At 41.5% G+C, this 25,917-nt stretch carries 21 protein-coding genes, 1 other RNA gene and 5 pseudogenes; 9 read left to right on the top strand and 18 right to left on the bottom strand.

All coding sequences use genetic code 11. From position 1 onward, the window contains the following. Positions 1-146: 146 nt before the first annotated feature. The 11 genes and pseudogenes from CEV08_RS06940 to ssrS form a co-directional block, all read right to left on the bottom strand. Positions 147-587: pseudogene (locus CEV08_RS06940) on the bottom strand (isocitrate/isopropylmalate dehydrogenase family protein); the annotation flags it as partial. Between the two features lie 261 nt (positions 588-848). Continuing rightward, a pseudogene (locus CEV08_RS10005) lies at positions 849-1,586 on the bottom strand (DUF6282 family protein); the annotation flags it as partial. Positions 1,587-1,728: 142 nt separating this feature from the next. Beyond that, positions 1,729-2,448 (bottom strand): RraA family protein, encoded by a 720-nt coding sequence (locus CEV08_RS06930; protein ID WP_208436873.1) that lies wholly within the window; start codon positions 2,446-2,448, stop codon positions 1,729-1,731. Continuing rightward, a pseudogene (locus CEV08_RS06925) lies at positions 2,403-4,576 on the bottom strand (isocitrate/isopropylmalate family dehydrogenase). The gene CEV08_RS06930 and the pseudogene CEV08_RS06925 overlap by 46 nt, the downstream one beginning before the upstream one ends. Before the next feature lie 277 nt (positions 4,577-4,853). Next, complete coding sequence (locus CEV08_RS10220; protein WP_348602896.1) at positions 4,854-5,300, bottom strand: hypothetical protein; 447 nt, start codon at positions 5,298-5,300, stop codon at positions 4,854-4,856. A gap of 5 nt (positions 5,301-5,305) precedes the next feature. Continuing rightward, positions 5,306-6,073 carry a 3-hydroxy-3-methylglutaryl-CoA lyase gene (locus CEV08_RS06915; RefSeq protein WP_100130942.1) on the bottom strand — a complete coding sequence of 256 codons (768 nt, stop codon included), beginning with the start codon at positions 6,071-6,073 and terminating at the stop codon, positions 5,306-5,308. A 193-nt stretch (positions 6,074-6,266) separates the two neighbouring features. Further along, positions 6,267-7,466 (bottom strand): multidrug effflux MFS transporter, encoded by a 1,200-nt coding sequence (locus CEV08_RS06910; RefSeq protein WP_100130941.1) that lies wholly within the window; start codon positions 7,464-7,466, stop codon positions 6,267-6,269. A 304-nt stretch (positions 7,467-7,770) separates the two neighbouring features. Beyond that, on the bottom strand, positions 7,771-8,592 hold the full coding sequence (locus tag CEV08_RS06905; protein WP_100130944.1) for a TIGR00282 family metallophosphoesterase: 822 nt from the start codon (positions 8,590-8,592) through the stop codon (positions 7,771-7,773). Between the two features lie 18 nt (positions 8,593-8,610). Then, complete coding sequence (locus CEV08_RS06900; protein WP_100130940.1) at positions 8,611-9,213, bottom strand: 5-formyltetrahydrofolate cyclo-ligase; 603 nt, start codon at positions 9,211-9,213, stop codon at positions 8,611-8,613. A 92-nt stretch (positions 9,214-9,305) separates the two neighbouring features. Further along, positions 9,306-9,518 (bottom strand): annotated as a pseudogene (locus tag CEV08_RS06895) (5-formyltetrahydrofolate cyclo-ligase); the annotation flags it as partial. 1,050 nt (positions 9,519-10,568) lie between these two features. After that, a non-coding RNA gene (gene ssrS / locus CEV08_RS06890) (6S RNA) lies at positions 10,569-10,729 on the bottom strand. An 817-nt stretch (positions 10,730-11,546) separates the two neighbouring features. Between ssrS and CEV08_RS09575 the strand changes: the two genes are divergently transcribed. The 3 genes from CEV08_RS09575 to CEV08_RS06880 all read left to right on the top strand — a co-directional run bounded on the left by CEV08_RS09575 (position 11,547) and on the right by CEV08_RS06880 (position 12,699). Further along, positions 11,547-11,750, top strand: coding sequence for a hypothetical protein (locus CEV08_RS09575; protein ID WP_208436874.1), 204 nt, complete (start codon positions 11,547-11,549; stop codon positions 11,748-11,750). 32 nt (positions 11,751-11,782) lie between these two features. Continuing rightward, entirely contained in the window at positions 11,783-11,941 is a 159-nt protein-coding gene (locus CEV08_RS09705) for a hypothetical protein (protein WP_208436875.1), read from the top strand. Positions 11,942-12,516: 575 nt separating this feature from the next. After that, entirely contained in the window at positions 12,517-12,699 is a 183-nt protein-coding gene (locus CEV08_RS06880) for a hypothetical protein (protein ID WP_100130938.1), read from the top strand. Positions 12,700-12,875: 176 nt separating this feature from the next. Here CEV08_RS06880 and CEV08_RS06875 read toward each other — a convergent pair whose 3' ends face one another. Then, a complete protein-coding gene (locus CEV08_RS06875) occupies positions 12,876-13,244 on the bottom strand; it encodes a helix-turn-helix domain-containing protein (protein ID WP_100130937.1) in 369 nt (122 codons plus the stop codon). Positions 13,245-14,087: 843 nt separating this feature from the next. On the opposite strand from CEV08_RS06875, the gene CEV08_RS09700 reads away from it, so the two are divergent. Continuing rightward, positions 14,088-14,252, top strand: coding sequence for a hypothetical protein (locus CEV08_RS09700; protein ID WP_208436885.1), 165 nt, complete (start codon positions 14,088-14,090; stop codon positions 14,250-14,252). Between the two features lie 401 nt (positions 14,253-14,653). Then, positions 14,654-14,809, top strand: coding sequence for a hypothetical protein (locus CEV08_RS09570; protein ID WP_180753569.1), 156 nt, complete (start codon positions 14,654-14,656; stop codon positions 14,807-14,809). Positions 14,810-15,460: 651 nt separating this feature from the next. On the opposite strand, the gene CEV08_RS06860 is transcribed toward CEV08_RS09570, so the two are convergent. Then, on the bottom strand, positions 15,461-16,258 hold the full coding sequence (locus tag CEV08_RS06860) for a tetratricopeptide repeat protein (RefSeq protein WP_245407064.1): 798 nt from the start codon (positions 16,256-16,258) through the stop codon (positions 15,461-15,463). Between the two features lie 196 nt (positions 16,259-16,454). After that, positions 16,455-16,580 (bottom strand): type B 50S ribosomal protein L36, encoded by a 126-nt coding sequence (gene ykgO / locus CEV08_RS06855; RefSeq protein WP_004863016.1) that lies wholly within the window; start codon positions 16,578-16,580, stop codon positions 16,455-16,457. A gap of 1,641 nt (positions 16,581-18,221) precedes the next feature. Here ykgO and CEV08_RS09695 point away from each other — a divergent pair. Next, the gene (locus CEV08_RS09695) at positions 18,222-18,362 is read left to right on the top strand and encodes a hypothetical protein (RefSeq protein WP_208436867.1); all 141 of its coding nucleotides are present in this window, start codon (positions 18,222-18,224) and stop codon (positions 18,360-18,362) included. Between the two features lie 476 nt (positions 18,363-18,838). Here the strand turns inward: CEV08_RS09695 and CEV08_RS06845 are convergent. Further along, positions 18,839-19,206 (bottom strand): annotated as a pseudogene (locus tag CEV08_RS06845) (helix-turn-helix domain-containing protein). Between the two features lie 415 nt (positions 19,207-19,621). On the opposite strand from CEV08_RS06845, the gene CEV08_RS09690 reads away from it, so the two are divergent. Beyond that, a complete protein-coding gene (locus CEV08_RS09690; RefSeq protein WP_208436867.1) occupies positions 19,622-19,762 on the top strand; it encodes a hypothetical protein in 141 nt (46 codons plus the stop codon). Positions 19,763-19,952: 190 nt separating this feature from the next. Here CEV08_RS09690 and CEV08_RS06835 read toward each other — a convergent pair whose 3' ends face one another. Further along, positions 19,953-21,173 carry a 5-(carboxyamino)imidazole ribonucleotide synthase gene (locus CEV08_RS06835; protein WP_100130931.1) on the bottom strand — a complete coding sequence of 407 codons (1,221 nt, stop codon included), beginning with the start codon at positions 21,171-21,173 and terminating at the stop codon, positions 19,953-19,955. A gap of 1 nt (position 21,174) precedes the next feature. Next, the gene (gene purE / locus CEV08_RS06830) at positions 21,175-21,672 is read right to left on the bottom strand and encodes a 5-(carboxyamino)imidazole ribonucleotide mutase (RefSeq protein ID WP_100130930.1); all 498 of its coding nucleotides are present in this window, start codon (positions 21,670-21,672) and stop codon (positions 21,175-21,177) included. Positions 21,673-22,386: 714 nt separating this feature from the next. On the opposite strand from purE, the gene CEV08_RS06820 reads away from it, so the two are divergent. Next, a complete protein-coding gene (locus CEV08_RS06820) occupies positions 22,387-22,539 on the top strand; it encodes a DUF5993 family protein (protein ID WP_100130928.1) in 153 nt (50 codons plus the stop codon). 10 nt (positions 22,540-22,549) lie between these two features. Then, positions 22,550-23,131 (top strand): disulfide bond formation protein B, encoded by a 582-nt coding sequence (locus CEV08_RS06815; RefSeq protein ID WP_100130927.1) that lies wholly within the window; start codon positions 22,550-22,552, stop codon positions 23,129-23,131. Positions 23,132-24,620: 1,489 nt separating this feature from the next. Here the strand turns inward: CEV08_RS06815 and CEV08_RS06810 are convergent. Continuing rightward, the gene (locus CEV08_RS06810; RefSeq protein WP_100130926.1) at positions 24,621-25,028 is read right to left on the bottom strand and encodes a helix-turn-helix domain-containing protein; all 408 of its coding nucleotides are present in this window, start codon (positions 25,026-25,028) and stop codon (positions 24,621-24,623) included. Positions 25,029-25,917: the final 889 nt, after the last annotated feature.

Below are 25,917 nucleotides of genomic sequence, written 5' to 3'. Positions count from 1 at the left end.
GGGTAGAGTAGAGGTGTGGGTGAGGGAAAAGAATCTCATGGAATAGAGTATTGGGAATAGAGCATGTGCAAAGGGGCTTCCCATCATGGCTGCTCTAGCCAATGCTCACCAAGCGTTTTTTATGTTTCTCTATTGCTATCCAAGGGTCATTTGTTTTTCTTGTGTTTCAAAACGCTTTTTAAAACTAACCAAGCGGCATATTCTTGTAAGACGACGCTTAAAAGCGGCCGTGTATAGGGAAACGTCAGATGATCCTCATCATAGCCTTTTATCTGCACGGTTATTGTTGCATGTCCAAGGCTTTCTTGCTGCTGTTCTAAAATCTCAATGGAAGGTGATAAGCGCACTTCAACCTCAAGCTTTGAGATATTGTTTGCATTTTTTTCTGTTGCGTGAAAATATTTTAAAAGCATTGGATCATGGATCTGCCAATGTACCTCTGCATGCATCGCTAATTGTTGACATGCCGTGGTCACTTCTCTGCCAACCAAATAGGGGTGAAAATGATGTTCAAATTCTTCGATAAGATGCTGTGCCAAAGGGGTAGATGACGGACCAATCAGTTGCACCAGAACATAAGGGCTTTTTTGATGTTTCCTTCGAGGTATTTCTTTAGAGATGGATTCTTATAAACGACTTATTCTTTGGTGAAATCTTTCTTTAAGAGCCCCCCTTGTGGATAATTTCTTCAGATATAGATTATACTCAATTTTTGGTTCGTGTACTATATTACATGCGCTTGTACGCTTTGCAGATCTGTATATTATAGAAAGAGGTAAAGTTCTTTACATATCTTTAGGGTATATTATGATTTTTATATAAAATCTTGTGAGATGTAGACCTTATGATTAACTCGTTGGTGACAACATTTTTAAAGGGTTATCAAGTGTTATCGTTTGCACTTGCGATGGGGAGAGATTTGCTTCCTGAAACCAGTTTGCACTATCTTGGAGCCATGATGGAATATCAATTCCCCCCAATTGCCCAAGATCTGAACTATAGATTACATTATTAATTTTAGATAATACAAAAAGCATGTCTTCTTTTGTTTGATAGCCAAGATAAAAAGTTAAAGCGCATTGTTCTATATAAAGCCAATCATGTTTTCCTAATGCCTGTAATTGTTCTGCAGTAAAACCAGTCATAGGATTTGCTGGTTGATTTAAGAGAAGTCTGCAATTACCTTTTTTCGCTGTAGCATCTATCAAACGTAAAGTTGCATCTTTAGAGGCGTGTCCAGAAGAAAGAACAATTTCATTGTCAGTAGCAAAAGTTATGAGTTCATAAATTTCTGATCTTAGACGTCCTTTCTCACAGGTGATAGCTGTTGGTTGCTGAGCAAGAAAAGCAGCATAGTCATTAGAAAAATTTCGTTTGAGACGACTACGATGATGTGTTGGTACAATGGTGGGTAAATGTACAAGTAATTTAGGTTTTGAGTCAAATTGATAGTGCGCTAAAGCGTGTTTAACTGATAGTAAGCTTAAACCACCAGAGGCATAATTAAGAACAATAGAACCAAAAACAGGTAAATTTTGATCTTGTAATGCCGTGGCAAGTGCAGCTGTACTACCTAAGTGATTTTTAAAATAACGCCACCTTTATGTTTGGCATAGATTTGTGCAGCTTCATAAGCTGAATATGTTCTATCAAATAAATCTGGACGTACGTGATAATGAATATCTAGAAATTTTAACTGCTTACGCCAGAATTGTACGAAACACTCACTCATAATTTTTCTTTCCAAGGAGTTTCATAACCTTCTTGAATGCGTATATTTTCAAGCCGTTTTCCTTCCTTAAGCGCAGCCAAAATACGCATTTCGGTTTTATCAACATTTTCAGCACGATGAATGATTTCAGATAGCTCTGATTTAGGAAGAATGAGGACACCATTGTCATCAGCAAAAACCCAATCTCCCGGTATAATTTTTATTACATCAATTATTAAAGGTACTTGCACAGCTCGTATGCGTGTACGGTTTTTACCAGAAACCATATAAATATTTGTTGTAAAAAGAGGGTAATTTAGAGCCCTAATTTCAGCAATATCTCGGGCAGAACCATGAATAACAGTTCCTCCAATTTTTTGCTGTAATGCTTTATGAGTCAAGATATTTCCCCAGCTGGTACAATCACATCGACCATTATTATCAATCACTACGATGGATCCAGCAGGCACATCATCAATATCATTGCCAGCATTTGAAAATGTTTGATTTTCTGGACTAAAGGCTTCATATTGTACTGTAAAAATAGGGCCAGCTATTTTGATATTATCTAAGCGCGGTTTAATGTTCGGTAAAGCTGCTTGTAAATATAAACTATCTAAGGCATCAGAAACAGCCGCTGTATCTAATGCCAGCAAGCGTTTTTTGAATGTTTCTACATTGTTATCAGGGTTCATTTGCTTTTCTCCGTTTCCAAAACGCTTTTTAAAACTAACCAAGCGGCATATTCCTGTAAGACGACGCTTAAAAGCGGTCGTGTATAGGGAAACGTCAGATGATCCTCATCATAGCCTTTCATCTGCACGGTTATTGTCGCATGTCCAAGGCTTTCTTGCTGCTGTTCTAAAATCTCAATGGAAGGTGATAAGCGCACTTCAACCTCAAGCTTTGAGATATTGTTTGCACTTTTTTCTGTTGCGTGAAAATATTTTAAAAGCATTGGATCATGGATCTGCCAATGTACCTCTGCATGCATCGCTAATTGTTGACATGCCGTGGTCACTTCTCTGCCAACCAAATAGGGGCGAAAGTGATTTTCAAATTCTTCGATAAGATGCTGTGCTAGGGGAGTGGAGGACTGACCAATCAGTTGCACCAGAACATAAGGGCTTTTCCATAAAAAATGGTGTTCAAAGGGCTCATTTTCAAAATGACGATCAACCCAATGCGCTATGGTACTTTCATCAATCCCAATCAAAGTCCAAGCATACTGCGTGCGCGATAGTGAAGAATATTTTTTCTCATTTTGCTGTAAATAATCCTCTAAAAGAGCAAGAGCCTGTGAGGGTGGACCTGGCAAAACAACAAGCGTGCTTTCATCACAAGAAAGATAAAAACCAGGGGCTGTGCCTGTCGGATTATCAAGTACTTTTGCTGTCTGAGGAAACAAGGCTTGACGCGCATTATTCTTATCCGGCGCAATCCCTAATCGCTCCAATTGACCTTTTATTGTTTGCCAAACATCTTCATGATGGATCAAAGGTTGCCTTACAGCTTGGGAAACGCTATCACGTGTTTTATCATCAGAGGTCGGTCCCAATCCCCCACTGATAAGGATAAGATCTTCTTGTCCAAGACAAGAAACAACCGTATCACTGATTTTCTGTAATTGATCCGCACAAACAAAATGACGGGTTACTTGAATGTTTCTCTTGCTTAAGCTTTGGCTCAATTCTTGTAAATTCGTATTCAAATATTGTCCTGAAAGGAGTTCATCCCCAACGGTGATAATGGCTGCACGACACATAGAGGCAGGTTTCACAAGAGAATTGCAAACAGCTTCAGCCATTTGACGTGTAGATGCTCTGCCTCCTAGATCATAGGTAACAGTTTTTCCAGCACGAATAACCTGATCAACACTCTCAGACAATTGTTGTGCTGCATCCTGAAAACCTAAATGTTCTAAGAGTAGAGCCGTGGTATAAAACATAGCAGAAGGATTTGCTTTATTTTGTCCGGCAATGCGCGGTGCACTGCTATGAACAGGTTCAAAATAAGCAATTTGGCTTCCCACATTCGCACTAGGAGCAAGTCCTAATCCCCCATTACCCCAGCAGCAAGATCAGAGAGAATATCGCCAAACATATTTTCAGCAACAATCACACCAAACTGCTCTGGCTTCGTTGCAATCCATAAAGCAACTGCATCAACATTATGAATATCTGCTTCAATTTCTGAATAGTTTTGCGCGATTTTCTCAAAAATTTCCTGAGCAAATTGTCCACTTTCCCGCATAATATTAGGCTTATCAGCAAAAGTAACCTGCTGCATCCCATGTTCACGTGCATAAGAAAAAGCATAGTCAAATAACCGTTCTAAACCAAAACGTGTCTGTAAACGGACTGTCCACGCTGCTTCCTCAAGACCATATTTTTTCAAATTGGGATGTTTTAACCAGGCGGATGTTTCAGGGTTGATTCCTCGAAAATCTAACCCCGCATAGAGACCCTCACTATTTTCTCTGATAACACAAAACTGAAAAGGCTTTCGCGGACCGAAAATGTATCTGACGGGACGTATATTTGCAAACAGACCTAACTTTTGGCGAAGTTGAATAACAGGAGAAACATAGGTAAGGTTTTTCTCTTTTAAATGTGGCGCGAGTTCCCTTAAAGCAGCTTCTTTTCCTTTACTGGTCACAGCCCCAAGTAAAACAGCATCACTTTCGGCAATTTTTTGCCAAGTTGCGTGAGGAATAGGATCTCCTTCCTTTTTCCAACATTCCCAACCAATATCACCATGCATGAATTCAATCGGCAATTGAAATTGTTCCAAGACCATCAATGCTGCATCACAGACCTCTGTTCCTACGCCATCTCCCGCTAGAACAAGAACTTTCTTTTTCATCATCTCTCCCTCCATTTATCAATGACTGCATTTGTCATGACAGAATGATCTTCCCACAAATGTAATCACACCCCAGAGAGATAATCTTATATTCATGATTCATACAATGACTTTTTGTTTGATTATTAATCGTTGCAAGTTGTGATTTTCCCCCTTTAACGCTTAAAAACTTTGGTCTATATTTGATAATCTCATCTCTCGTATCTATTGCCCAAGAAGCGTTTAAATTCTTTTTTCATTCGTTCAATGGCTGATTTTTTTGCACATTAGGAATTTCTCATAAGACTCTTTTCTCGATTGCTCCTATCGGTTGCACGAAAGAGTCTAATGTTTCTAAAGCTGCCGATAGATCATCTTTTTCTAATAAGGTAAGAAGATATCCAAGCCGTTTTTGTAAAAGGGCATCTGGATAGCCAGGATCATTCACAGAAAGCACAGCGCGAACATTTGGAAGTTTTGCGGCTAATATTTGTACTAATGTCCCAGCCATAGCAAATCCCACAAGCACAAAAGGTTCCTGAAAGCGCTCCCCAAAGTTCTCTTTGAATTTTGCTGTAAGCGAGGGGATAACTTCTATCGTAGCGTTGCTAGAAAAAAGAGATAACGTGTCTAATAGCGCAACCTTAAATCCTCTTGCTAAAAATAAATTTTTAAGGGGAGAACAAAAGCTCCCTTTATCCCCAATTGGCATTACAGGCGCAAGAACAACACTCTGAAAACTCATATTATTTAAATCCCCTGCGCCTTTTGTTTTAAAGTTTGGATAGTGACCAGTACCTCTTCTATACCTAAAGACATTTTTGTCTCTAGCAAATTTTGATATTCAACGCTTAAGTTACTTAGTCCTAAAAGAAAATCAATAGAACTTCGATCCACATGTGAAAAAAAGGAATGGCTCCTTAGATTTTCTGTCTGTTGCAAAATTTTACCTATATTGTAATATGGCTCTTTTTTACGCAAATTTAAAAGTGCTAACCATAACTCCAAAGTAAGATTCCCTGCGCCTTTACCCATCCCTATTAACGAACTATCAATAAAGCTTGCACCCGCTTCTACAGCTGCTATGCTATTTACCATAGCCATACCTAAATTATCATGTGCATGAAAACCAATCTCTAAAGGTAATATATCTTTTATTTTTTGTACGAAGTGCGTTACAGTCTCAGGTAAAAGGCTTCCATTAGAATCCGCTAAATACAAAATATTAGCTCCACAATTAACCGCTGCTATTGCTATATTTTGTAAATAATTTTCATCTATTTGACTTACTCTCGTGATATTAATACTAGTAGACAACCCTAAAGAACTGGCATAGTTGCAAAGTGAAAATGTAGACTCAATATCATTTTTATTAAGACAGAGTCGTAAAAGTGTAATCCCCCAATTTTTTAATTCTTTAATATCCGATTGGTTAATATTATGAGGATGGGCAATAATGACAAGTTTAGCGTCCGGAACAGCTTCGTGTAATAGTTGAATATAGTCATTAGAGCACAAAGCTGTTTGGCCACGTTGTCCATCGGTTTAAATGAACCCTTACGATAGCCGATCTCAACATATTCAACTTGAGCATCTGTCAGATTTTTAATATGCTCGATGATATAGTCTAATGAAAAAGAAAACTGATTTTGATATCCTCCATCACGTAAAGTGACATCAAGATTTTTAAGCATAGTCCCCCCTAATTTGGTTATTTGACTTGATTTATGGTTGTAAAATAATTTGCTTTTTGAATATAAATGATAAAACCAACGAGACAGCATGCTGCCAATAAAATGGCAACACCCCATGGATTATGGCCAGATATTTTTCCAATCATTGCGGCGCTTAATGCAGCGCTCCCTAATTGTAAAGCGCCCATAACACCAGAGGCGGCTCCAGTAGCTTGCGGATGCGATGAAATCGCCAATGCTGTTCCTAATGGTAACAAAAAACCATTACCAAAAGTAAGAAGTGAAATTGCACTTAAACTCGTTATAAGTGGCCACGGACTCACATACATTTGGAGGCCAAACAATATCCCTCCTATGACAAAAATAATATATCCATATCGGATTGTTCGTTCCATAGACTCTTGCTTAAGAAATCTTCGTGCTGCCAAGTTTCCTAAAACATAAGTGAAAGAAACACCAATGTAACTGTAACCAATATAGTAAGTTGATAAACCCAAAACCGTGAGAAAAAAAGGCGACTCTACAATGTAAGCGAAATAGGTTGCATAGGCAAAACACGGAATCAGTGCGTAAAAAATAAACTGTTTATTTCTAAGCACTCCTAAACTGCCCTTAATGACTCCTACAGGCGTAAAAGATTGACGTTTTTGAGGCGGAAGAGTTTCTGTTAGGACAAAATAACAGAGCAAAATGGTTGAAAGTATAAAGAGGCTTAAAAAGATAAAAGTGGCTTGCCAATTAAAAACTTGTAATAAGAGCCCCCCAATTAAGGGCGCAAGGGCTGGTGATGTTCCGACAAAGGGAAAAATAACGAGATAAAGCTTTCCTGCTGCTTTTTTATTCATCAAATCATTAATCATAGCGCGGCTTAAAACGATCCCTGAGCAAGCTCCAAGACCTTGTAAAAAACGGAGTATGAAAAAAGCTTGAATATTGACTGTGTAAATTATACCCAATGTGGTAAACAACCACAAAAACAAGCCAAATAAAAGCGTCTTTTTACGTCCAAAATTATCGCTGAGCGGTCCATAAATCAGTTGTCCAAGTGCTAAGGCGAGTAAAAAAACAGCTACTGCACTCTGAATATCAGATTCGCTCACCTGATAATATTGGCGCATATCTTTAAGAGCTGGTAAAAAAATATCTGTAGAAACCAAACCACCTATTGATAAACAGATGATAGATATTATAAATAACAGAGAAGGCTTATTGTACACAAATAAATACTTTTCAAAATTATGACTTTTAAAACAAATATGATTTATATTTGTAAGTATAGTTGAATTATATAATCGTTTATCGTTATCCAGAGATTTGTTTTATAGGTTATTGGTTTTTATCATCATCGTTTTTTGTCCACTTATTTTCATGAATGTCTGTGCGTGAAAAATGAGTGAGAAATCTATAAGTTATTGGAATATTGGGGGCGTGAGAAATCATTTTGCTGAGTTTCCAGAAGGGGGAGAGCGGATCATCAAAGGGGGAAGAGCTGTCATCAAAGGGAAGGGCTTTGAAAGAAGCTTACCAAAAATCTGGAACTTCAGGCTTTAAATGCGGACCAATCCGTACGGCTGAGACCTTTTCTGCTAAACCAGTGCGATCTGAAATCTCAACCGCGAAACCACAAAGAGTGGCAGGACCACGCGCCGGTTCAAAGCGATCTTGCTTTGTCTTGTAAATAAAACGGTGTAAGGGTTCTTCTTTATCCATGCCAAGAGATGAGTTGTAATCACCACACATACCGGCATCTGTTAAATAAGCGCTTCCACCCTCTAAAATCTGTGCATCAGCGGTTGGAATATGCGTATGGGTACCAACGATAACACTTACACGACCATCAAGAAAATGACCAAAACATTGCTTTTCACTCGTCGTCTCTCCATGAAAGTCAAAAATAATCGCATCCGCTTGTTCCATCAAAGAACAGGCGAGCAGAATATTTTCCGCTGTTTCAAAGGGATCCGTGACTTTGTATGGCATAAAAACACTGCCCAACAGATTGGCAACAAGAACACGAGCCCCATTTTTCGCTGTAAAAACACCTGCACCTCTTCCTGGAGCCTCTTTCAAAAAATTGGCAGGACGTAAAAAACGATCACTCTCATGCGCATACTGTAAGGCTTCTTTGTTGGAAAAAGCATGGTTGCCAGTGGTGACAACATCAACACCAGCCATTAAAAGATCCTGATATGTCTCTTGCTTGAGACCAAAACCATCAGAGGCATTTTCACCATTCACAACAACAAAATCAAGCCACCATTTCTCAATCAATTGAGGAAGATGCTCAAAAACAACTTTACAGCCTGTGTGACCGACAATGTCACCCAAAAATAAAAAACGCATAAGCGTTTTAATCACATTTTAACATTTTAATAAACCTTTTTCTGTAAAAATCCCCTCTACCTGTAGATCATGTTCGGTTCTGGGAATGGCAGAAACCTCCTGACACGAAAATCCTATGCTCCATAATGTCATTTTATGTCCTTGTTTTTCAAGGGCTTCAATCGCACGGTCATAATAGCCACCTCCATAGCCAAGACGGTGACAGTGATGGTCAAACGCAGAAAGCGGAACAATAATCATATTGGGGGCAACAACGGCATTGTCTGCACTTGGGCCAAAGGTGCCAAAGCGCATGGGCTCTAGAGTCGAATTTAGCGAAAATTCTCGAAAAACCATGGTGGTAGAATCAAGCACGGCTGGTAGAGCTAGACGTGCACCACGGCAGGCTATCGCCTCAAGGAGAGGACGCGGGTCAATTTCCGATTTAATGGGCCAAGTGCCTGCCAAAATAAGGCGTGAAAAATCTGTCCCCCTTTTTTCAAGGTACTCCATAAAATGGCAACAAGCACGTCGTGAAAACAGTGCGCGTTCTTCTTGTGAAAGCGCATTACGGCGCGATAAACCGCTTTTGCGCAGTTGTGCGCGAAGATATGAAGAAGACAAAGGTGTATCTTGAGTCATTTTCTCGTCAATGATTATGCTGTTACTTTATAAGCTTTTGGTATTTTATCTATTGTTGGCATTTTGTAAATCGCTGTTAGGGAAAAAGCCCTACGCAAAGCTATCGCCTCAAGGAGAGGACGCGGGTCAATTTCCGATTTAATGGGCCAAGTGCCTGCCAAAATAAGGCGTGAAAAATCTGTCCCCCTTTTTTCAAGGTACTCCATAAAATGGCAACAAGCACGTCGTGAAAACAGTATGCGTTCTTCTTGTGAAAGCGCATCACGGCGCGATAAACCGCATTCTCTTCCCCCTCTATTCCGCACGTCAACGCCTCCCCACACGCTTCTTCATCCCATCTTGTACTCCATTCACAAGACTCGTTTTCTCCATTCTCTCACCCCATTCCATGCTATGCTAAAAGCCCAACACACCCAAAAGCTTCACACGCGTTTTCTAGCACCTTCTCCTCTCACCCTTCACCCTCAAAGACAAAACCATACACCGCTCAACAATCCAACAGCTTCCCCTCACTTCAAGCATTGCGGCCAGCGCACGCATCTGACAGCACTTTACAAAACTCCACAAACAAGCCCTGCATTTTAAGGAGATCCACACACCACAATCCAACGTTCCAGCAGCCCCCCACGCTGTTCTATAAACACGCGTCTGTAAACAATCACATTTTCCCAACTTCTCATCATCCCTCAAAGAACGGCATTCATGAAAACTTAAGAGAAAGAACTATTCTCTTCACTTCTTGCCCTTTCATACCCTCTGTCCTCTATTTTCTCCACACATTTATGCCACGACATAAGCCCATACAACGCATAAATCCTTTGCTTAACTTTTACAGATAAACGCTTTTACGTCTTTACGGAAAAAAGCCAAACAAAACGCCCCAAAATCCCCATTATATAAAATAGAAAGCCTCAAACAGAAGACACTTGTATTGTCAGTTTACGCATTTGTTTTAACAGGCGTTTCTTAAAAAAAAACTACCAATGCACATTGTCTCCACTTCACAACAGCCACTCCACACTACTCTTTAAACAATGCGCTCTGTAAACAATGCTTGACACCCCAGCGTGCCCTCACAACTGATAAAACCGCTTTTGCGCATTTGTACGCGAAGGGATGAAGAAGACAATGGGGGATTATTTAAGGGGGGGATTATTTAAGGGGGGGATTATTTTTGTAAGCTGTTTGCAAATTTTATAAGTTAAAGCCTTTTGTCATTCTGATCTTATGACAAAGAATCTATTGCTCTTTGTTTCATAGAAAAGGGGCTCATACAAAAGGGCATGATCAACTTGGGGGAAGAAATTTTATGGATGTAAAAAAAATTTTATAGGTGCAAAGAATAATGCAAAAAAGGGTGATCCACAACAGCCGATGGAAGAAGCTGATCCCAAGAACCTACAAAAATAGGTGGGCGCCATATGAAAAAGCCCACGAGCTTCATCAGGGACAGCTCCCTTGGAGATCACTAAGGTCTCAGGAATACATTATTTCCTGTCGAGAAGTGCAGAACACCCTCCCTAATATAAAACAATTTCTGATCTTCTGCTAGAGATAAAATAACCACATCTCTTATTTTGTATAAAATTTTATAGGAGGGATTTTACACCCTTGTTGGGGGGCTGAAAATGGTTGCATGAGGAATGGACGGCTTATGCATAGCCAAAAAACATAGGTGATGGGGGGCGTGATGCAGAACAGATTATTGGCAATGCTTGATCTACTCTTTCGCGAGAATGCTTGTTCGAGAGAATGTTGGGGGGAGATTTGAAGGGGGATATTTCTTATTCGAGGGCGTTGGTTTAATTGGCGTTTTTGCTTTGTGAGCCATTTTTCAGGGTTGGTTCATCAATTGTGAGGGCAGGTTGAGATGAAGAGGCATGTGGGCGCGTGGGTTGGGATACGGGTGCGAGGCGTGGGCGTTGATTGAAGAGAAGAGTGTGGGGGGAATGGAGGAGGGAGAGAATGTATATGGATAGGTTAGGATGATGTGTACAAAAGCCGGTGCTGTGAAGGAATGCCCGAAGAATACTGTGAGGCGAAAGGCTTATTTGTGGAGTCTGAAGAAGCAGCCTCGTTGAGGGGGGATTTGAAGTCTGTAAGAAGTTGTGGGTCAAGAAGCTGTGATGTCGAGCATTGTTTACAGACGCGTGTTTATAGGGTGGTGTGGGGGCGTTTGTTGTTTTCTGTAAAGACGTAAAAGTGTAAAAATGGTGATCTGTAAAAAAGAAAGAGGAATGTCGTAGTGGCTTTATGTGTTGTGGAGGCTGTTGGGCGTGTTGAACTTTTGCATGGCATGAGAGGGGGTGAGAGGATTTTGGAGAACGCGTCTTGTGAGTGAGATGCAGGTTGGGATGAAGAGGTCTGTGTGGATTGAGAGGCGTGTGGGGGCTGCTGGGTTGTGGAGTGGGGATCTCCTTAAAACGCAGGTTTTTTTGTGGGGCCTCGCTCTGTCAGGTGCTTGCGCCGGCTGCAATCTTCGCTTGAAGTGGGGGAAAGCTGCTGGGTTGTTGAGCGGTGTGGGTTTTTGTCGTTAAGGATAGAGGCAGGGAGGAGAAGGTGCTGGAAGGTGCGTGAGGCTTTTGGGTGTGTTGGACTTTTGCATGGCATGAAATGGAGTGAGAAGATTTTGGGGAGGACGAGTCTTGTGAATGAGGGGCAGATTGGGATGAAGAGGTGTGTGGGAGGGCGTGTGGGGTGCGAGGTGTGGGTGTGTTGGCTGGAATGAAGAGTTTGGGGGGAATGGAGGAGGGAGAGAATGTATATGGATAGGTTAGGATGGTGTGTACAAAAGCCGGAGGTGTAAAGGAATGCGCGAAAAATGCTGTGAGGAGATGAAGTTGGTCTGTGGAATTTTGAAGAAACAGCCTCGTTGAGGGGGATGAAGCTAGTCGGTGGCTATGGGGTTCAAGAAGCTGTGATGTCGAGCATTGTTTACAGACGCATGTTTAAAGGGTGGTGTGGGGGCGTTTGTTGTTTTCCGTAAAGACGTAAAAGCGTAAAAATGTCGATCTGTAAAAAAGGAAGAGGAATGTCGTAGTGGCTTTATGTGTTGTGGAGGCTGTTGGGCGTGTTGGGCTTTTAGCATGGCATGAAATGGGGTGAGAGGATTTTGCGGAGGACGAGTCTTGTGAGTGAGATGCAAGTTGGGATGAAGAGGCGCGTATGGGCGCGTGGGTTTTGCTGATGTGGGGTGTGAGGCGTGGGCGTTGATTGCAGAGAAGAGTGTGGGGGAATGGAGGAGGGAGAGAATGTGTATGGATAGGTTAGGATGGTGTGTACAAAAGCCGGAGGTGTAAAGGAATGCGCGAAGAATGCTGTGAGGAGAAAGGCTTGTTTGTCGTGTCTGATGAAGCAGGGGTTGTTGAACGGTCGGTGATAAGTAATTATTCAAGTGCAATTTGGCTCTGCAAAAAGTGTGGTGATTGTTTACATAGTGATGCAGGGTGGAAGCTTTGTCTTGTAAGGGGAAAGCAGCTTTTTTAGGGGGGATTGTCCGGTGTTTTGTAGACCAGTGCTGGTTGGGGACTTTGGGGGAGGTCAAAAATATTTTAAAGTGGCATTTATCTGTCGAGTTTGATGAAACACCGCCCTTTGAGAGGCGGCATCAATTTTACCAAAAGGGATATATGAGCAAATAATGTTGATCTGCGTGCTTTCGCTTAATCAGAAATCAAACACAAAATCGCTTTCTGTTTTTTAGGTTTGAGTTCCCTAAAGTTTTTTAAAAGGGACTGTTCTTTTTCACTGGCGGTGACTTGATCATGGTGTAGAGGATTTTCCTTTGTAGGAAGATCAGCTGTTAAAAGATCTTCATAAAAAAAGCTTATGGGAACTTCTAGTTTTTTGGCGATTTCTAGCAAACATCCTGCGCTTACACGATTTAAGCCTTTTTCGTATTTTTGGATTTGCTGGAAACTTACTCCTAAAAAGTTTCCTAATTCTCTTTGAGAAAACCCCTTTGAAATACGTCTATGATGAATTCTTTTGCCTATAGAAATATCGTTGAAATGTGGATTTTTAGTTGGCACTTTGCACCCCCTCCGGTTGCGAGCGCCCTCGCGTTGGTATTCCGGGAGTAGTAAAGTACTGAGTCCGAGTCAGTTTTTTGCTTTTAGTGCGTTGACACACCTGGACATAGCAAAAACTCCCGGAATCCCGGGATAACCGCAAAGCGGGTTCATTGTACGCTCGGACTAAGGGTTTACTATCCCTTATCGATCGCTGCGTGGACGATCAACAACATAACTCAATCAATAAAGTAATTTCAGAAGATTGGCAAGAAAAATGAAAATATTTGTATTTTGTTATGCTGAAAATAAGGGCGTTTGAGGTGGGGTGAGAATGGTTTATGAGAGGCAAAGATATGCCGTTGAGGAACCTTCAAACATATCAATAAGGAGCTTTTTGTAAGAGTGTGTGTGAACTATTTTAGGAGTGGATTTATCTGTCTTGTCTGATAAAGCAGCTTGGTTGAGGGGGGATTTGAAGTTTGTGAGAGGCTGTGGGTCAAGAAACTGTGATGTCGAGCATTGTTTACAGAGCGCATAGTTTGCAGAGTAGTGTGGAGTGGCTGTTGTGAAGTGGTGGCAATGTGTATTGGTAGGTGTTGTTTAAAGAAACGCATGTTAAAACAAATATGTAAATTGGCAACACAAGTGTCTTCTGTTTTAGGCTTTCTATTTTATATAATGAGGATTTTTGGGCGTTTTGTTTGGCTTTTTTCTGTAAAGACGTAAAAGCGTAAAAATGGCGATCTGTAAAAAAGGAATAGGAATGTCGTAGAGGCTTTATGCGTTGTGGACGCTTTGGGTGTGTTGGGCTTTTAGCATGGCATGAGAGGGGGTGAGAGGATTTTGGGGAGGACGAGTCTTGTGAGTGAGATGCAGGTTGAGATGAAGAGGTCTGTGTGGAGTGTGTGGGGTTTTGTCGTTAAGGATAGAGGCAGGGAGGAGAAGATGCTGGAAGACACGTGTGAGGCTTTTGTGAAGAGGGCGGGGTTGAAGGAGGAGAATGTGTGGGTGCGTTGGCTGGAATGAAGAGTTTGGGGGGAATGGAGGAGGGAGAGAATGTATATGGATAGGTTAGGATGGTGTGTACAAAAGCTGGAGGTGTAAAGGAATGCGCGAAAAATGCTGTGAGGAGATGAAGTTGGTCTGTGGAATTTTGAAGAAACAGCCTCGTTGAGGGGGATGAAGCTAGTCGGTGGCTATGGGGTTCAAGAAGCTGTGATGTCGAGCATTGTTTACAGACGCATGTTTAAAGGGTGGTGTGGGGGCGTTTGTTGTTTTCCGTAAAGACGTAAAAGTGTAAAAATGGTGATCTGTAAAAAAGGAAGAGGAATGTCGTAGAGGCTTTATGCGTTGTGGACGCTTTGGGTGTGTTGGGCTTTTAGCATGGCATGAGAGGGGGTGAGAGGATTTTGGGGAGGACGAGTCTTGTGAGTGAGATGCAGGTTGGGATGAAGAGATCTGTGTGGATTGAGAGGCGTGTGGGGGCTGCTGGGTTTTTGCGGATGTGGGGGACGAGGCGTGGGTGCGTTGACTGGAATGAAGAGTGTGGGGGAATGGAGGAGGGGGAGAATATGTATGGGTAGGTTTGATGTGTACAAAAGCCGGTGGTGTGAAGGATACTGTGAGGCGAAAGGCTTATTTGTGGAGTCTGATAAATCAGCCTCGTTGAGGGGGATGAAGCTAGTCGGTGGCTATGGGGTTCAAGAAGCTATGGTGTCTCGAGCATTGTTTACAGACGTGTGTTTATAGGGTGGTGTGGGGGCGTTTGTTGTTTTCCGTAAAGACGTAAAAGTGTAAAAATGGTGATCTGTAAAAAAGAAAGTGAAAGGTCGTGGAGGCTTTATGTGTTGTGAGGCTGTGAAGTGTGTTGGTTTTTTAGCATGGCATGAAATGGGGTGAGAGGATTTTGGAGAACGCGTCTTGTGAATGAGGGGCAGATTAGGATGAAGAGGTCTGTGTGGATTAAGAAGCGTGTGGGTTGTTGCGGGTGTGGGTTGCAAGGCCGTGGGCGTTGATTGCAGAGAAGAATGTGTGGAGAATGGAGGAGGGAGGAGAAATAGTTGGAAGGCGCGTGAGGCTTTATTGAGGGGGGGATAGAAGTGGGTGGAAAGGGTATGGGCTGTTGGGATGTTGGATTGTGGAGTGGTGTGGTTATAGGGCTGGCCTATTTAAGAGGGATGGGGCGGTGTTTTGTTCAAGCGTGGAGAATGTGTGAGTGTTGCTGCGTGATATGTTCAAAGAGCTTGTGGTGATTGTTCGTCTAACAACGCCTCAATGCGCTTTTGAAGCCTTTGCATTTGTGGATAGTAGTTTAATGCCGTTTCATAAGCTTTAAGAGCAAGCTCTGGACGCTCTGTCGCTTCCATGGTAATGCCAAGTTCAAAAAAGGCTATATAGTTGCGTGGCTCAAGTTCAAGAGCATGGTTGAGATCAAGCATCGCAAGTTTGAAATCGTTCAGTTGAATGTGAATCCAAGCGCGCCTTACCCAAGCTTCTGCGTGAGTAGGTAAAAGTGCAAGAGCATTATCAATATAATCAAGCGCAAGCCCATAATCATCGCTGTTGATCGCATTTTCAGCCCATGACATTAAAAGATCAATCGTCTCGCTCCCCGATTGGGACCATAAATGTTGAAGTTGTTGACTGAGCTTTTTGGCTTGAGAAACATCTGCACAATATTTCAATTCTTTTAGTAAACGTAAAATCTCCGCTTCTTTGTGTTGCTTTATTCTATCAACATGGGAAAGCTGATTTGAGTCAAAATCTTCAAGAATAATCGCTGATGAATCAGAATCTGAGGGCGTTGCAGAAGAGGAAGAAGAATTGGGAATGAGATCATCTAACGGCAAAAGCGATTGTGGAGAAGGACGATCTTCAGGAAGCGAAGGAGGATTTTGCCCATATCCAGCAGAAATGAAACAAAAAATACCAACACACGAGAGAAAAAAAATGCGCCGGAAAATACAAAAAAGGAACATATAAAAAAAACGCAAATGAAAAAATCGAAAAGCTTTTAAAATAGAAAAAATCACAAAAACAAGCCCCACAAAAGATAAATCAACAAACATTATCAAACAAACGGACTCGTAATATCAAACAGTGGATTCGTAACAAACGGACTTATACCCCCCAGACTTAGTCCCCCCTAAAAAAATCTTAAGAAAAACCCTCACGCCCACAAGAAAGAAGGCATAAAAATATACATTCTGAAAGAATCAGCCCTGAGAATCAACCTTGACGTGCTCTAAAACGCGGATTCGTTTTATTGAGGATATAAACACGACCCTTACGACGCACCAAACGATTGTTACGGTGGCGCTCCTTTAGTGCTTTAAGCGAATTTTTAATTTTCATCATATTCACCGTTTAAACAGTTTACGTAACACAATATCACTCTACTCTATCATTCTACTATAACATAATTATGATACAGTATCGCAATCTATAACATAATATTATACGATATCAAGACCATCATACAACACCAAAACTGCAATGTAAATCATAACTCAAATATAACAACATATTGCTCACCACATGAACATTACAATATCATACTTGATCACACACTATTTACATCACAGCATTACACTTTTTCACTGCGATCACAAAAATAAAAACGCACCCTTAAGGCACGTACCAATACACTTCATGAGCACAACAAATAACTGAAAATTGCAAAAAAGTAAGCAAAATTTAACAAGAAGCTTTATTCTTGTCAAGGGGCTCTTTGCAACAAAAAGGCTCTCTTGATGGTTGCCCTCTCTTGATGGTTGCTTTGAAGGTAAAATATTGAAGCAAAAAGCAAAAGAAGGACTAAAAAACCTAAGAAATGAAAAAAGTTAAAGCTTCTCATTTTGTGAGAAAATAATCCTGTTTTTCCGTAAAATATCATCGTTGAGTAAGGCTCATGTAAAATTGATAATAGAAGATATTTTTTATGCGTGTGTGGTGATATTCTTATTCTTAAAACCTAGAAAATAAACCACATGATGAAGATAAATGTGATGAAATGATAAGGATAAATTTTTATTGTTTATAGCACATCAGAGTTTTGTGTATTGTTAAGGCCGTTTCATTGAAAATTTGCGTGTTTTGAATCATCGTATCCACTTGCCTATCAAAGGCAGGATTGGTCTATGGATGAAATACTTCAAGATAAGAAATAAAAATGTCTTTTATGAATCTTTTCAAGTGCTAAAGGGGCTAACATTGGGGATTGGAAAAGCATGTGATGGGATAGGTGTGTACGCTTCATAAAATTGAAGAGGAAGATGCACTATGAATGTTGCTATATACTGAAAGCTTTCATGCTCTATGATGGGGATTTTGGGGAGAGTGTTTGGCTTTTTTCTGTAAAAACGTAAAAACGTAAAAATGGTGATCTGTAAAAAAGGAAGAGGAATGTCGTAGAGGCTTTATGTGTTGTGGAGGCTTTTGGGTGTGTTGGGCTTTTAGCAGGGCATGAGAGGGGGTGAGAGGATTTTGCGGAGGACGAGTCTTGTGAGTGAGATGCAGGTTGGGATGAAGAGGCGCGTATGGGCGCGTGGGTTTTGCTGATGTGGGGTGTGAGGCGTGGGCGTTGATTGCAGAGAAGAGTGTGGGGGAATGGAGGAGGGAGAGAATGTGTATGGATAGGTTAGGATGGTGTGTACAAAAGCCGGAGGTGTAAAGGAATGCGCGAAAAATGCTGTGAGGAGATGAAGTTGGTCTGTGGAATTTTGAAGAAACAGCCTCGTTGAGGGGGATGAAGCTAGTCGGTGGCTATGGGGTTCAAGAAGCTGTGATGTCGAGCATTGTTTACAGACGCATGTTTAAAGGGTGGTGTGGGGGCGTTTGTTATTTTCCGTAAAGACGTAAAAGCGTAAAAATGTCGATCTGTAAAAAAGGAAGAGGAATGTCGTAGAGGCTTTATGCGTTGTGGACGCTTTGGGTGTGTTGGGCTTTTAGCATGGCATGAGAGGGGGTGAGAGGATTTTGGGGAGGACGAGTCTTGTGAGTGAGATGCAGGTTGGGATGAAGAGGTCTGTGTGGGGGGCGTGTGGATTGTTGCGGGTGTTGGTTTTTGTCTTTGAGAGGGAAGGGATGTTTTTTAGAAGAGGAGGGCTTGTAGGGGGAAGCAGTGGAGCGGGTTGAAAGATTGGGAGCTGGGGGAAGCTGTTGAATTGTGGGGCGGTGTGGGTTTTTGTCGTTAAGGGTGGAGGTAGGGAGGAGAAGGTGCTGAAAGGCGCGTGTGAGGCTTTGTTGAGAGCGGGATTGAAGGAGGAGAATGTGTGGGTGCGTTGGCTGGAATGAAGAGTGTGGGAGGGGAATGGAGGAGGGAGAATGTGTATGGATAGGTTTGATGTGTACAAAAGCCGGTGGTGTGAAGGAATGTGTGAAGAATGCTGTGAGGAGAAAGGCTTGTTTGTGGAGTCTGATAAAGTAGCTTGGTTGAGGGGGATTGTCCGGTGTTTTGTAGACTAGTGCTGGTTGGGAGTTTTGGAGAGGCCAAAAATATTTTAGAGTAGCATTTATCTGTCGAGTTTGATGAAACACTGCCCTTTGAGAGGCGGCATCAATTTTACCAAAACGGATATATGAGCAAATAATGTTGATCTGCGTGCTTTCGCTTAATCAGAAATCAAACACAAAATCGCTTTCTGTTTTTTAGGTTTGAGTTCCCTAAAGTTTTTTAAAAGGGACTGTTCTTTTTCACTGGCGGTGACTTGATCATGGTGTAGAGGATTTTCCTTTGTAGGAAGATCAGCTGTTAAAAGATCTTCATAAAAAAGCTTATGGGAACTTCTAGTTTTTTAGCGATTTCTAGCAAACATCCTGCGCTTACACGATTGGCGCCTTTTTCATATTTTTGGATTTGTTGGAAGCTTACACCTAAAAAGTTTCCTAATTCTCTTTGAGAAAACCCCTTTGAAATACGTCTATGATGAATTCTTTTGCCTATAGAAATATCGTTGAAATGTGGATTTTTAGTTGGCACTTCAAGACCCCCTCCGGTTGCGAGCGCCCTCGCGTTGGTATTCCGGGAGTTAAAGGTACTGAATCCGAGTCAGCTTTTTGCTTTTAGTGCTAGGGCGCACCTGGACATAGCAAAATCTCCCGGAATTCCGGGATATCCGCAAAGCGGGTTCATTGTTACGCTCGGATTTAGGACCTTTAATCCCTCTTGATCGGTGCGTAGACGATCAAAATATCTTTTAAGTGATAAAGTAATTTCAGAAGATTGGCAAGAAAAATGAAAATATTTTTATTTTGTTATGCTGTAAAATAAGGGCGTTTGAGGTGGGATGAGAATGCTTTATGAGAGGCAAGGATATGCGTTGTGAAGGCTTTGTGGTGTGTTGGGCTTTTGCATGGTATGAAATGGGGTGAGAGGATTTGAGAGGACGAGTCTTGTGAGTGAGATGCAGGTTGGGATGAAGAGGTCTGTGTGGGGGGCGTGTGGATTGTTGCGGGTGTTGGTTTTTGTCTTTGAGAGGGAAGGGATGTTTTTTAGAAGAGGAGGGCTTGTAGGGGGAAGCAGTGGAGCGGGTTGAAAGATTGGGAGCTGGGGGAAGCCGTTGGATTGTGGAGTGGTGGGTTTTTGTCGTTAAGGGTGGGGGCAGGGAAGAGAAGGTGCTGGAAAGCGCGCTTGAGGCTTCGTGGAGAAGCGAGGTTGAAGGGAGAAAGAGGCGTGTTTTTTCAGTTCATTGGGAAAAAGGTCAAAGGGGAAAAAGGGTGAAGGCGCTATTGTGGGGGGTAAGGTTTGCTGGCTGGTCCCGTTAATTGGATGACATGGCCCATTTTGCGGTGGGGGTGAATCGTGCTTTTGCCATATAAATGGACCGAAGTGTGCTCTTGCGTAAGAAAATATTTTAAAGTGTTCAAATTATTCCCAAGAAGATTTGTCATTTGGCAATCACTATGACGATAGGGGCTGCCTAAGGGAAGACCACAAATAGCACGGATATGCTGTTCAAATTGTGAAGTGATGCATGCTTTTTGTGTCCAATGACCAGAATTATGTACACGCGGGGCTAATTCATTGACTAAAAGACGACCATCCGTTAAGACAAAAAATTCAATGCAAAGAACACCAACATAATCGAGGGCATTCATCACGGTGGCGCTGATATCTTGCGCGGCTTTTTGCACCTCAGGAGGAATATGGGAGGGAACAAAGGATTTATGAAGAATCCCATTGTTATGTTGGTTTTCAGGGCAATCATAAAAAATATGCGCCCCTTCTTTTGTGCGGGCCGAGAGAACCGAAATTTCCGATAAAAAAGGAACAATTTCTTCCAAAATACAAGGTTGTTTGTGAAAAGCTCTTAGGGCTTCGTTAAGGATTTGTTCATTGGGATGATCAAGCTTGATTTGGTTTTTTCCATCATAACCAAAACGACGCGTCTTTAAAAGACCACGCCCGTCTAAGGCATCAAGAGCACGCACAAGAGAAGAAAAATCATCAACAGCATGCCATGAGGCGGTGCCAATCCCTTGATCTTGTAAAAATTGTTTTTCAAAAAGTCGATCTTGCGCAATCTCTAATGCTCTAGAAGAAGGATAAACAGGCTTGCTCTTCTCTATATATTGGATCGTTTGAAGCGAAAGATTTTCAAATTCATAGCTGACAACATCACACTGAGAAATAAAATGATCTAGGGCCGATAGATCATCATAAGAGGAAACAATGTGGCTGTTTGCTGTTTGAGCGGCTGGGCAATCGGTTTCAGGGCAAAAAATAACAGTTCGAAATCCTAATTCTGCTGCCGCTATGGCGAGCATACGCGCTAATTGTCCGCCACCGATTAAACCAATGACGCTGCCTGGAGGGAGCATGCTGGAGGGTTTGGTGGCGTTGGAGGGCGTGGGGGTGTTGGAGGATATGGTGGCGTTGGAGGGTGTGGGGGTGCTGGAGGGCGTGGTGGCGTTGGAGGGTGTGGTGGTGTTGGAAAACAGTGTCATTTTAAACCTCTGTTACAGGTGTTAGAGCGACATTGGCTGTTTGTTGCTGACGCCAATCTTCTAATCGTTGGGCGAGATTATGATCGTAAACAGCCATAACAGCTGCGGCTAAAAGGGCTGCATTAATGGCGCCTGCTTTGCCAATGGCTAACGTGCCAACCGGTATGCCTGCGGGCATTTGCACGATTGAAAGCAAAGAGTCTTGACCAGAGAGAGATTGTGAGTGCACTGGAACGCCAAAAACAGGAAGGGGCGTAAGCGCTGCAAGCATGCCAGGAAGATGGGCTGCACCCCCGGCGCCGGCAATTAAAACTTTAAAACCTGATGCTTTTGCTTCTTTTGCAAATTGGTAAAGGCGTTCAGGTGTTCGGTGGGCTGAGACAATATGCGAACTATGAGAAATGCTAAGTTTCGTCAAAATATCTGCACTATGGCACATCGTTTGCCAATCCGATTGGCTTCCCATTAAAATCGCGACATCACAGGACTGTTTCGTCATTCTCCATCCTTTTCAAAGGTTCAATACGATTCTTTACCACTATTTTTTTAAGAGTTTTAGAGGCTCTTTGCAAAGACAATCTCTGGCAGAAAAATAGTTTTTTTACATAGAATTGAAAAGTTAAAATTTAAGAGGTGATGCAGCTGCTGAAAATACTAAGCTGTGATGTTAAAATGTTGAACAGAGAGATGTTAAACAGTAAAAGTGTCGTTTACTTTGAAGCAAAAAATATATTCTGAAAAAGTTCTTAAAGTATAGGTGTTCAAAAATATCTCATTTTTTATTTGCTAAAATAAACACTGGCTCCATATATAGTGAACATGATGCAATTTAAGACATTGTTCATGGTCAATGTGGCAAGAGTGTGTTGCAAGTAGAGATATTTTTCATTTCAAAAACTCATTGATTGTATATTATTCAGGTATGGGGGGATTGTGCTGTTCAGATATGGGGGAAAATAGGCTGTTTAATCATTATCGCAAAGATAAAAGAATGCAAATCATCAACGCTTTACTGCTTTGGTTAAAAGGCGTTTTAGGCGACCATATTTCTTATCATTTTTTCACATAAACATAACGATAATACAAAGTGAAGGATGAATTGTAAATAATAAATCCACCGTCTCTTTTTTGCCCAATTTTTTAATATGTTGACCGCTTATGACTTAAGAAAAATATTTAAACACTGGAACTTAAAGAAGGAGATTTGAAAGTCATGTTTTTTCCATTTTTAATCGCTTTAGGCACTGCAATAACGACGGTGTATGGCAAAAAAAATATGAGTTATATTTTGTGGGCTGTCTTGTTGGTTGTTATTCTTATGACGTTTAATCATCACGCAACTTCTACTTTGAATTTATCTTTTTGAGAGAATGGCCATGGAAAATGTTGAAAAAAAGAATCCTCATTTCGTCATATTTATGAATACCCTAGGACTGATTGGATTGTCCGTTGTCTTGGTGGTCGCTTTTTATTATCAATTGGTGAAATTTGAATTACCTTGTCCCCTTTGTTTGTTGCAACGTGTTGGATTGATGCTGGCAGGATGTGGATTCTTGCTCAATATTCACCATAAGGTGAAAAATACCCATTATGGCATGGTTATTATTGGGTGTATGGTCACCAGTGCTGTTGCTGCACGGCAGGTGTTTTTGCATATCACACCGGATGATCTGGGATATGGTTCAACGTTTTTTGGATTGCATTTTTATACTTGGGCTTTCATTATTTCTGTCCTTTGTATCTTTGCTGTTGCGCTCGTTATGATTTTAGGCGAATTGGCATACAGGTTTAAAGAGTTTTCTTCTTTTCCAATTTTGAGTAAAACGGCAAGTTTCTTATTTGTGTTTTTAATTGCGGCAAATTTGATGTCTACCATACTGGAATGTGGTGGGGGACAATGCGCCGATGATCCTGTAAGGTATGAATTGTTATCACATTGGTTCCCTTCAGATTCTTGAATTTTTTAATTATCCCTCATCATCATTTTACTGTTAAAGAAGCAGAGATGTTGAAAAATCCGCTTCTTTTTTATTGTGTCAATGGTTTATCAAGATTTTTGATCATTTCAAAGGGATCTTGGTCTTGAGAGGTTGGCTGTTATGCGTGCGGGTTGATTAATATTTTTTTAAAAAGACAGGGTTTGTCGTTTTTTTTTTGAATTCCGTGTTATTGAAGCGATGCTGAAGAATTTGTTCGGGGGAGCTTGTCTGTGAGCCGTTGCATTGTTGGGTGGCGGGGGTGAGAGCCCTCGTTTTTTAAGGGCGCATCAACAATAAAAGTTTTTTGTTCTTGATTTTTTTAACTTTGCGCTAAATAAACCTTTGTATTCATTTTGATGCTTCTGAAGTCCTTAAATACTTTTAGAGGAATTTGTTTAAAATTTCGAAAATTATCTCAATAATTTTCTGTAGAGGTTTGTTTGTAAGAAACAAGCCTCTTTTTTTGTCTTCTTGGGTGTTTTTTGTGTGTGTTAATATTTTAGGGGTGAAGTTGTTGGTTACGCCTTGTACAGCACTGCCCTTTGAGGAGAGATTTATTTGACGGTGGGCGTGGTTGGGCAAAAGGTTGGGGTGTCTTTTAGATCTTTGTTTGTAGAGCAGTATGGGGGAAGTGTTGTTCTTTGGGGGAATTTTAAGCAAAGAGATTGTTCGCTGGTGATGTGAACCCTTCGTTTGCCATTTTCTGTGAAAACGCAAAAGCGTAAAAACGTAAAAACGCCGATCTGTAAAAAAGAAAGGGGTAGTTAAGGACGTGGAGGATTTGAAGCGTTGTGTATGCCTTGGGTTGGGGAGGTTTTGGGGTTGTGTTGGGTATGTCTCATGGTGTGGGATGGGGGAGGAGAAAATTGGGGAGAACGAGCTTGTGAAGGGAGAGATAAGTTGAGATAAAAAGGGGTGTTGCGTGCAGTGGCGCAAGTGGGGAGATGGGAGAGAGGTGAGATGGAGACGGGGGGATGAGAGTGTGTTGATGGGATGGCATGTATGAATGGAGTGCGTGAGAGAGAAAGGAGGGGAGAAAAAATGGTGTGAGGAATGGAGCTTGGCTGTGAAATTTCTATGAAATACTGCCGTTTGAGGCATGGGGAGATGAGAAAATTCTTATGCGTAAAGATGCGTTATGTTGGCAATATGCGGATGGTCGGATTGCTTTTGGTATTTAAGTATGAAGGGGCAACAAAAAGTGTGAGAGAATAGAGAGTGTAAAAGAGGCAATGGTGTGAGGGAATAAAGGAAGGTGTGAGAAGATAAGCCTGTTGGTGCATTGATGGGGGATAGAGTGAATATGAATAGGGAGATGTGGAAGAAGTTGGTGGTATAAAGGGAAGTGTGAAGGATAGCGTGATGGATGGCATTTGGTGTGAAGTTTGATGAAACACTGCTCTTTGAGGGGGTATATTTTACCAAAAAGGATATATGAGTGAAGAATGTTGTTTGCGTGCGCTTTTGCCTAATCAGAGAGCAACCATAAAATTGCCTTTTGTTTTTTAGGCTTAAGTTCTCTAAAGTTTTTTAAAAGAGCATGTTCTTTTTCGCTGGTAATGTTTTGATCACTGTATGAGACATTTTTTTCTGGGACAAGATCTTCTTTTGTGGCAAGATCGGCTGCTAAAAGATCCGCATAAAAAAAGCTTATCGGCACTTGCAATTTTTGAGCGATTTCTAGCAAACATTTTACACTAACACGATTTAAACCTTTTTCATATTTTTGAATTTGTTGGAAACTCACTCCTAAAAAGCTTCCTAATGCCTTTTGAGAAAGCCCCATGGCAATGCGTCTATAACGAATTCTTTTGCCTATTGAAATATCAATAAAATTTGAATTTTTAGTTGGAAAACTTGGATTTTTGGTTTGCACTTTGTGCCCCCCTCCGGTTGCGAGCGCCCTCGCGTTGGTATTCCGGGAGTAACAAGTACTGAATCCGAGTCAGTTTTTTTGCTTTTAGTGCTAGAGCGCACTTGGACATAGCAAAAACTCCCGGAATTCCGGGATACCCACAAGAGTGGGCTCATTTTTACGCTCGGATTTAGGGCTTGTTTTCCCTCTTGATCGTTGCGTCGACGATCAAAATATCTTTTAAGTGATAAAGGAATTTCAGAAGATTGGCAAGAAAAATGAAAATATTGGAAAAATGAAAATATTTTTGGGTCTCAATAATTATCTTATCGTGCTGTGAAATACTCCTTTTTGAAGTTCGATATTGGGCAATAGATTTTACCCATTGGGGTGTTTTTTTGTGTGTGTTGAATATTTTAGAGGTGGGGGTGTTTATTGCGCCTTGTACAGCACTGCCCTTGGAGGAGAGATTTATGTGATGGTGGGCGTGGTGGGGAAAGAGGTGGGGGCGTGAAGGGAAGTGTGAAGGATAGCGGGGTGGAAGAGGCGGTGTGTTGGCTGGAGAGGAGGGGATAGAGAGCGACGGGTGGAGAGAGAGGAGAAGAGCCTGAAAATGGAGGGGAAAGCTTTGTTCTGTAGGGGGCTTAGGATAAGAAGCTAGGGTGTAGAGTCTTGTTTACAGAGCGGTATGTGGGGGAAGTGTTATTTTGTGGGGGAATTTTAAAAGCAAAGAGATTGTTCACTGGTGGTGTGAACCTTTCGTTTGTCATTTTCTGTAAAAGCATAAAAGCGTAAAAACGTGTATCTGTAAAAAAGAAAGGGAAGTTAAGGATGTGGAAGGTTTAAAGCGTTGTGTAGGATTTTGGGGGGGGGGAGGCTTTTGGGGCTGTGTGTTGGGTGTGTCTAATGG

The sequence above is a fragment of the Bartonella tribocorum genome, from assembly GCF_002778015.1.
Classification (GTDB): domain Bacteria; phylum Pseudomonadota; class Alphaproteobacteria; order Rhizobiales; family Rhizobiaceae; genus Bartonella; species Bartonella tribocorum_B.
This window is presented reverse-complemented; position numbering and strand designations above follow the sequence as displayed.

Excerpts from the sequence above, each read along its gene's own strand:
- CEV08_RS06880 (WP_100130938.1), top strand. The coding sequence starts at position 12,517 with ATGCGCGAAGAATGCTGTGAGGAGAAAGGCTTGTTTGTCGTGTCTGAT.
- CEV08_RS10220 (WP_348602896.1), bottom strand. The coding sequence starts at position 5,300 with ATGAGTTTTCAGAGTGTTGTTCTTGCGCCTGTAATGCCAATTGGGGAT.
- CEV08_RS06905 (WP_100130944.1), bottom strand. The coding sequence starts at position 8,592 with ATGCGTTTTTTATTTTTGGGTGACATTGTCGGTCACACAGGCTGTAAA.
- CEV08_RS06835 (WP_100130931.1), bottom strand. The coding sequence starts at position 21,173 with ATGACACTGTTTTCCAACACCACCACACCCTCCAACGCCACCACGCCC.
- ykgO (WP_004863016.1), bottom strand. The coding sequence starts at position 16,580 with ATGAAAATTAAAAATTCGCTTAAAGCACTAAAGGAGCGCCACCGTAAC.
- purE (WP_100130930.1), bottom strand. The coding sequence starts at position 21,672 with ATGACGAAACAGTCCTGTGATGTCGCGATTTTAATGGGAAGCCAATCG.
- CEV08_RS06815 (WP_100130927.1), top strand. The coding sequence starts at position 22,550 with ATGGAAAATGTTGAAAAAAAGAATCCTCATTTCGTCATATTTATGAAT.
- CEV08_RS06900 (WP_100130940.1), bottom strand. The coding sequence starts at position 9,213 with ATGACTCAAGATACACCTTTGTCTTCTTCATATCTTCGCGCACAACTG.
- CEV08_RS06820 (WP_100130928.1), top strand. The coding sequence starts at position 22,387 with ATGTTTTTTCCATTTTTAATCGCTTTAGGCACTGCAATAACGACGGTG.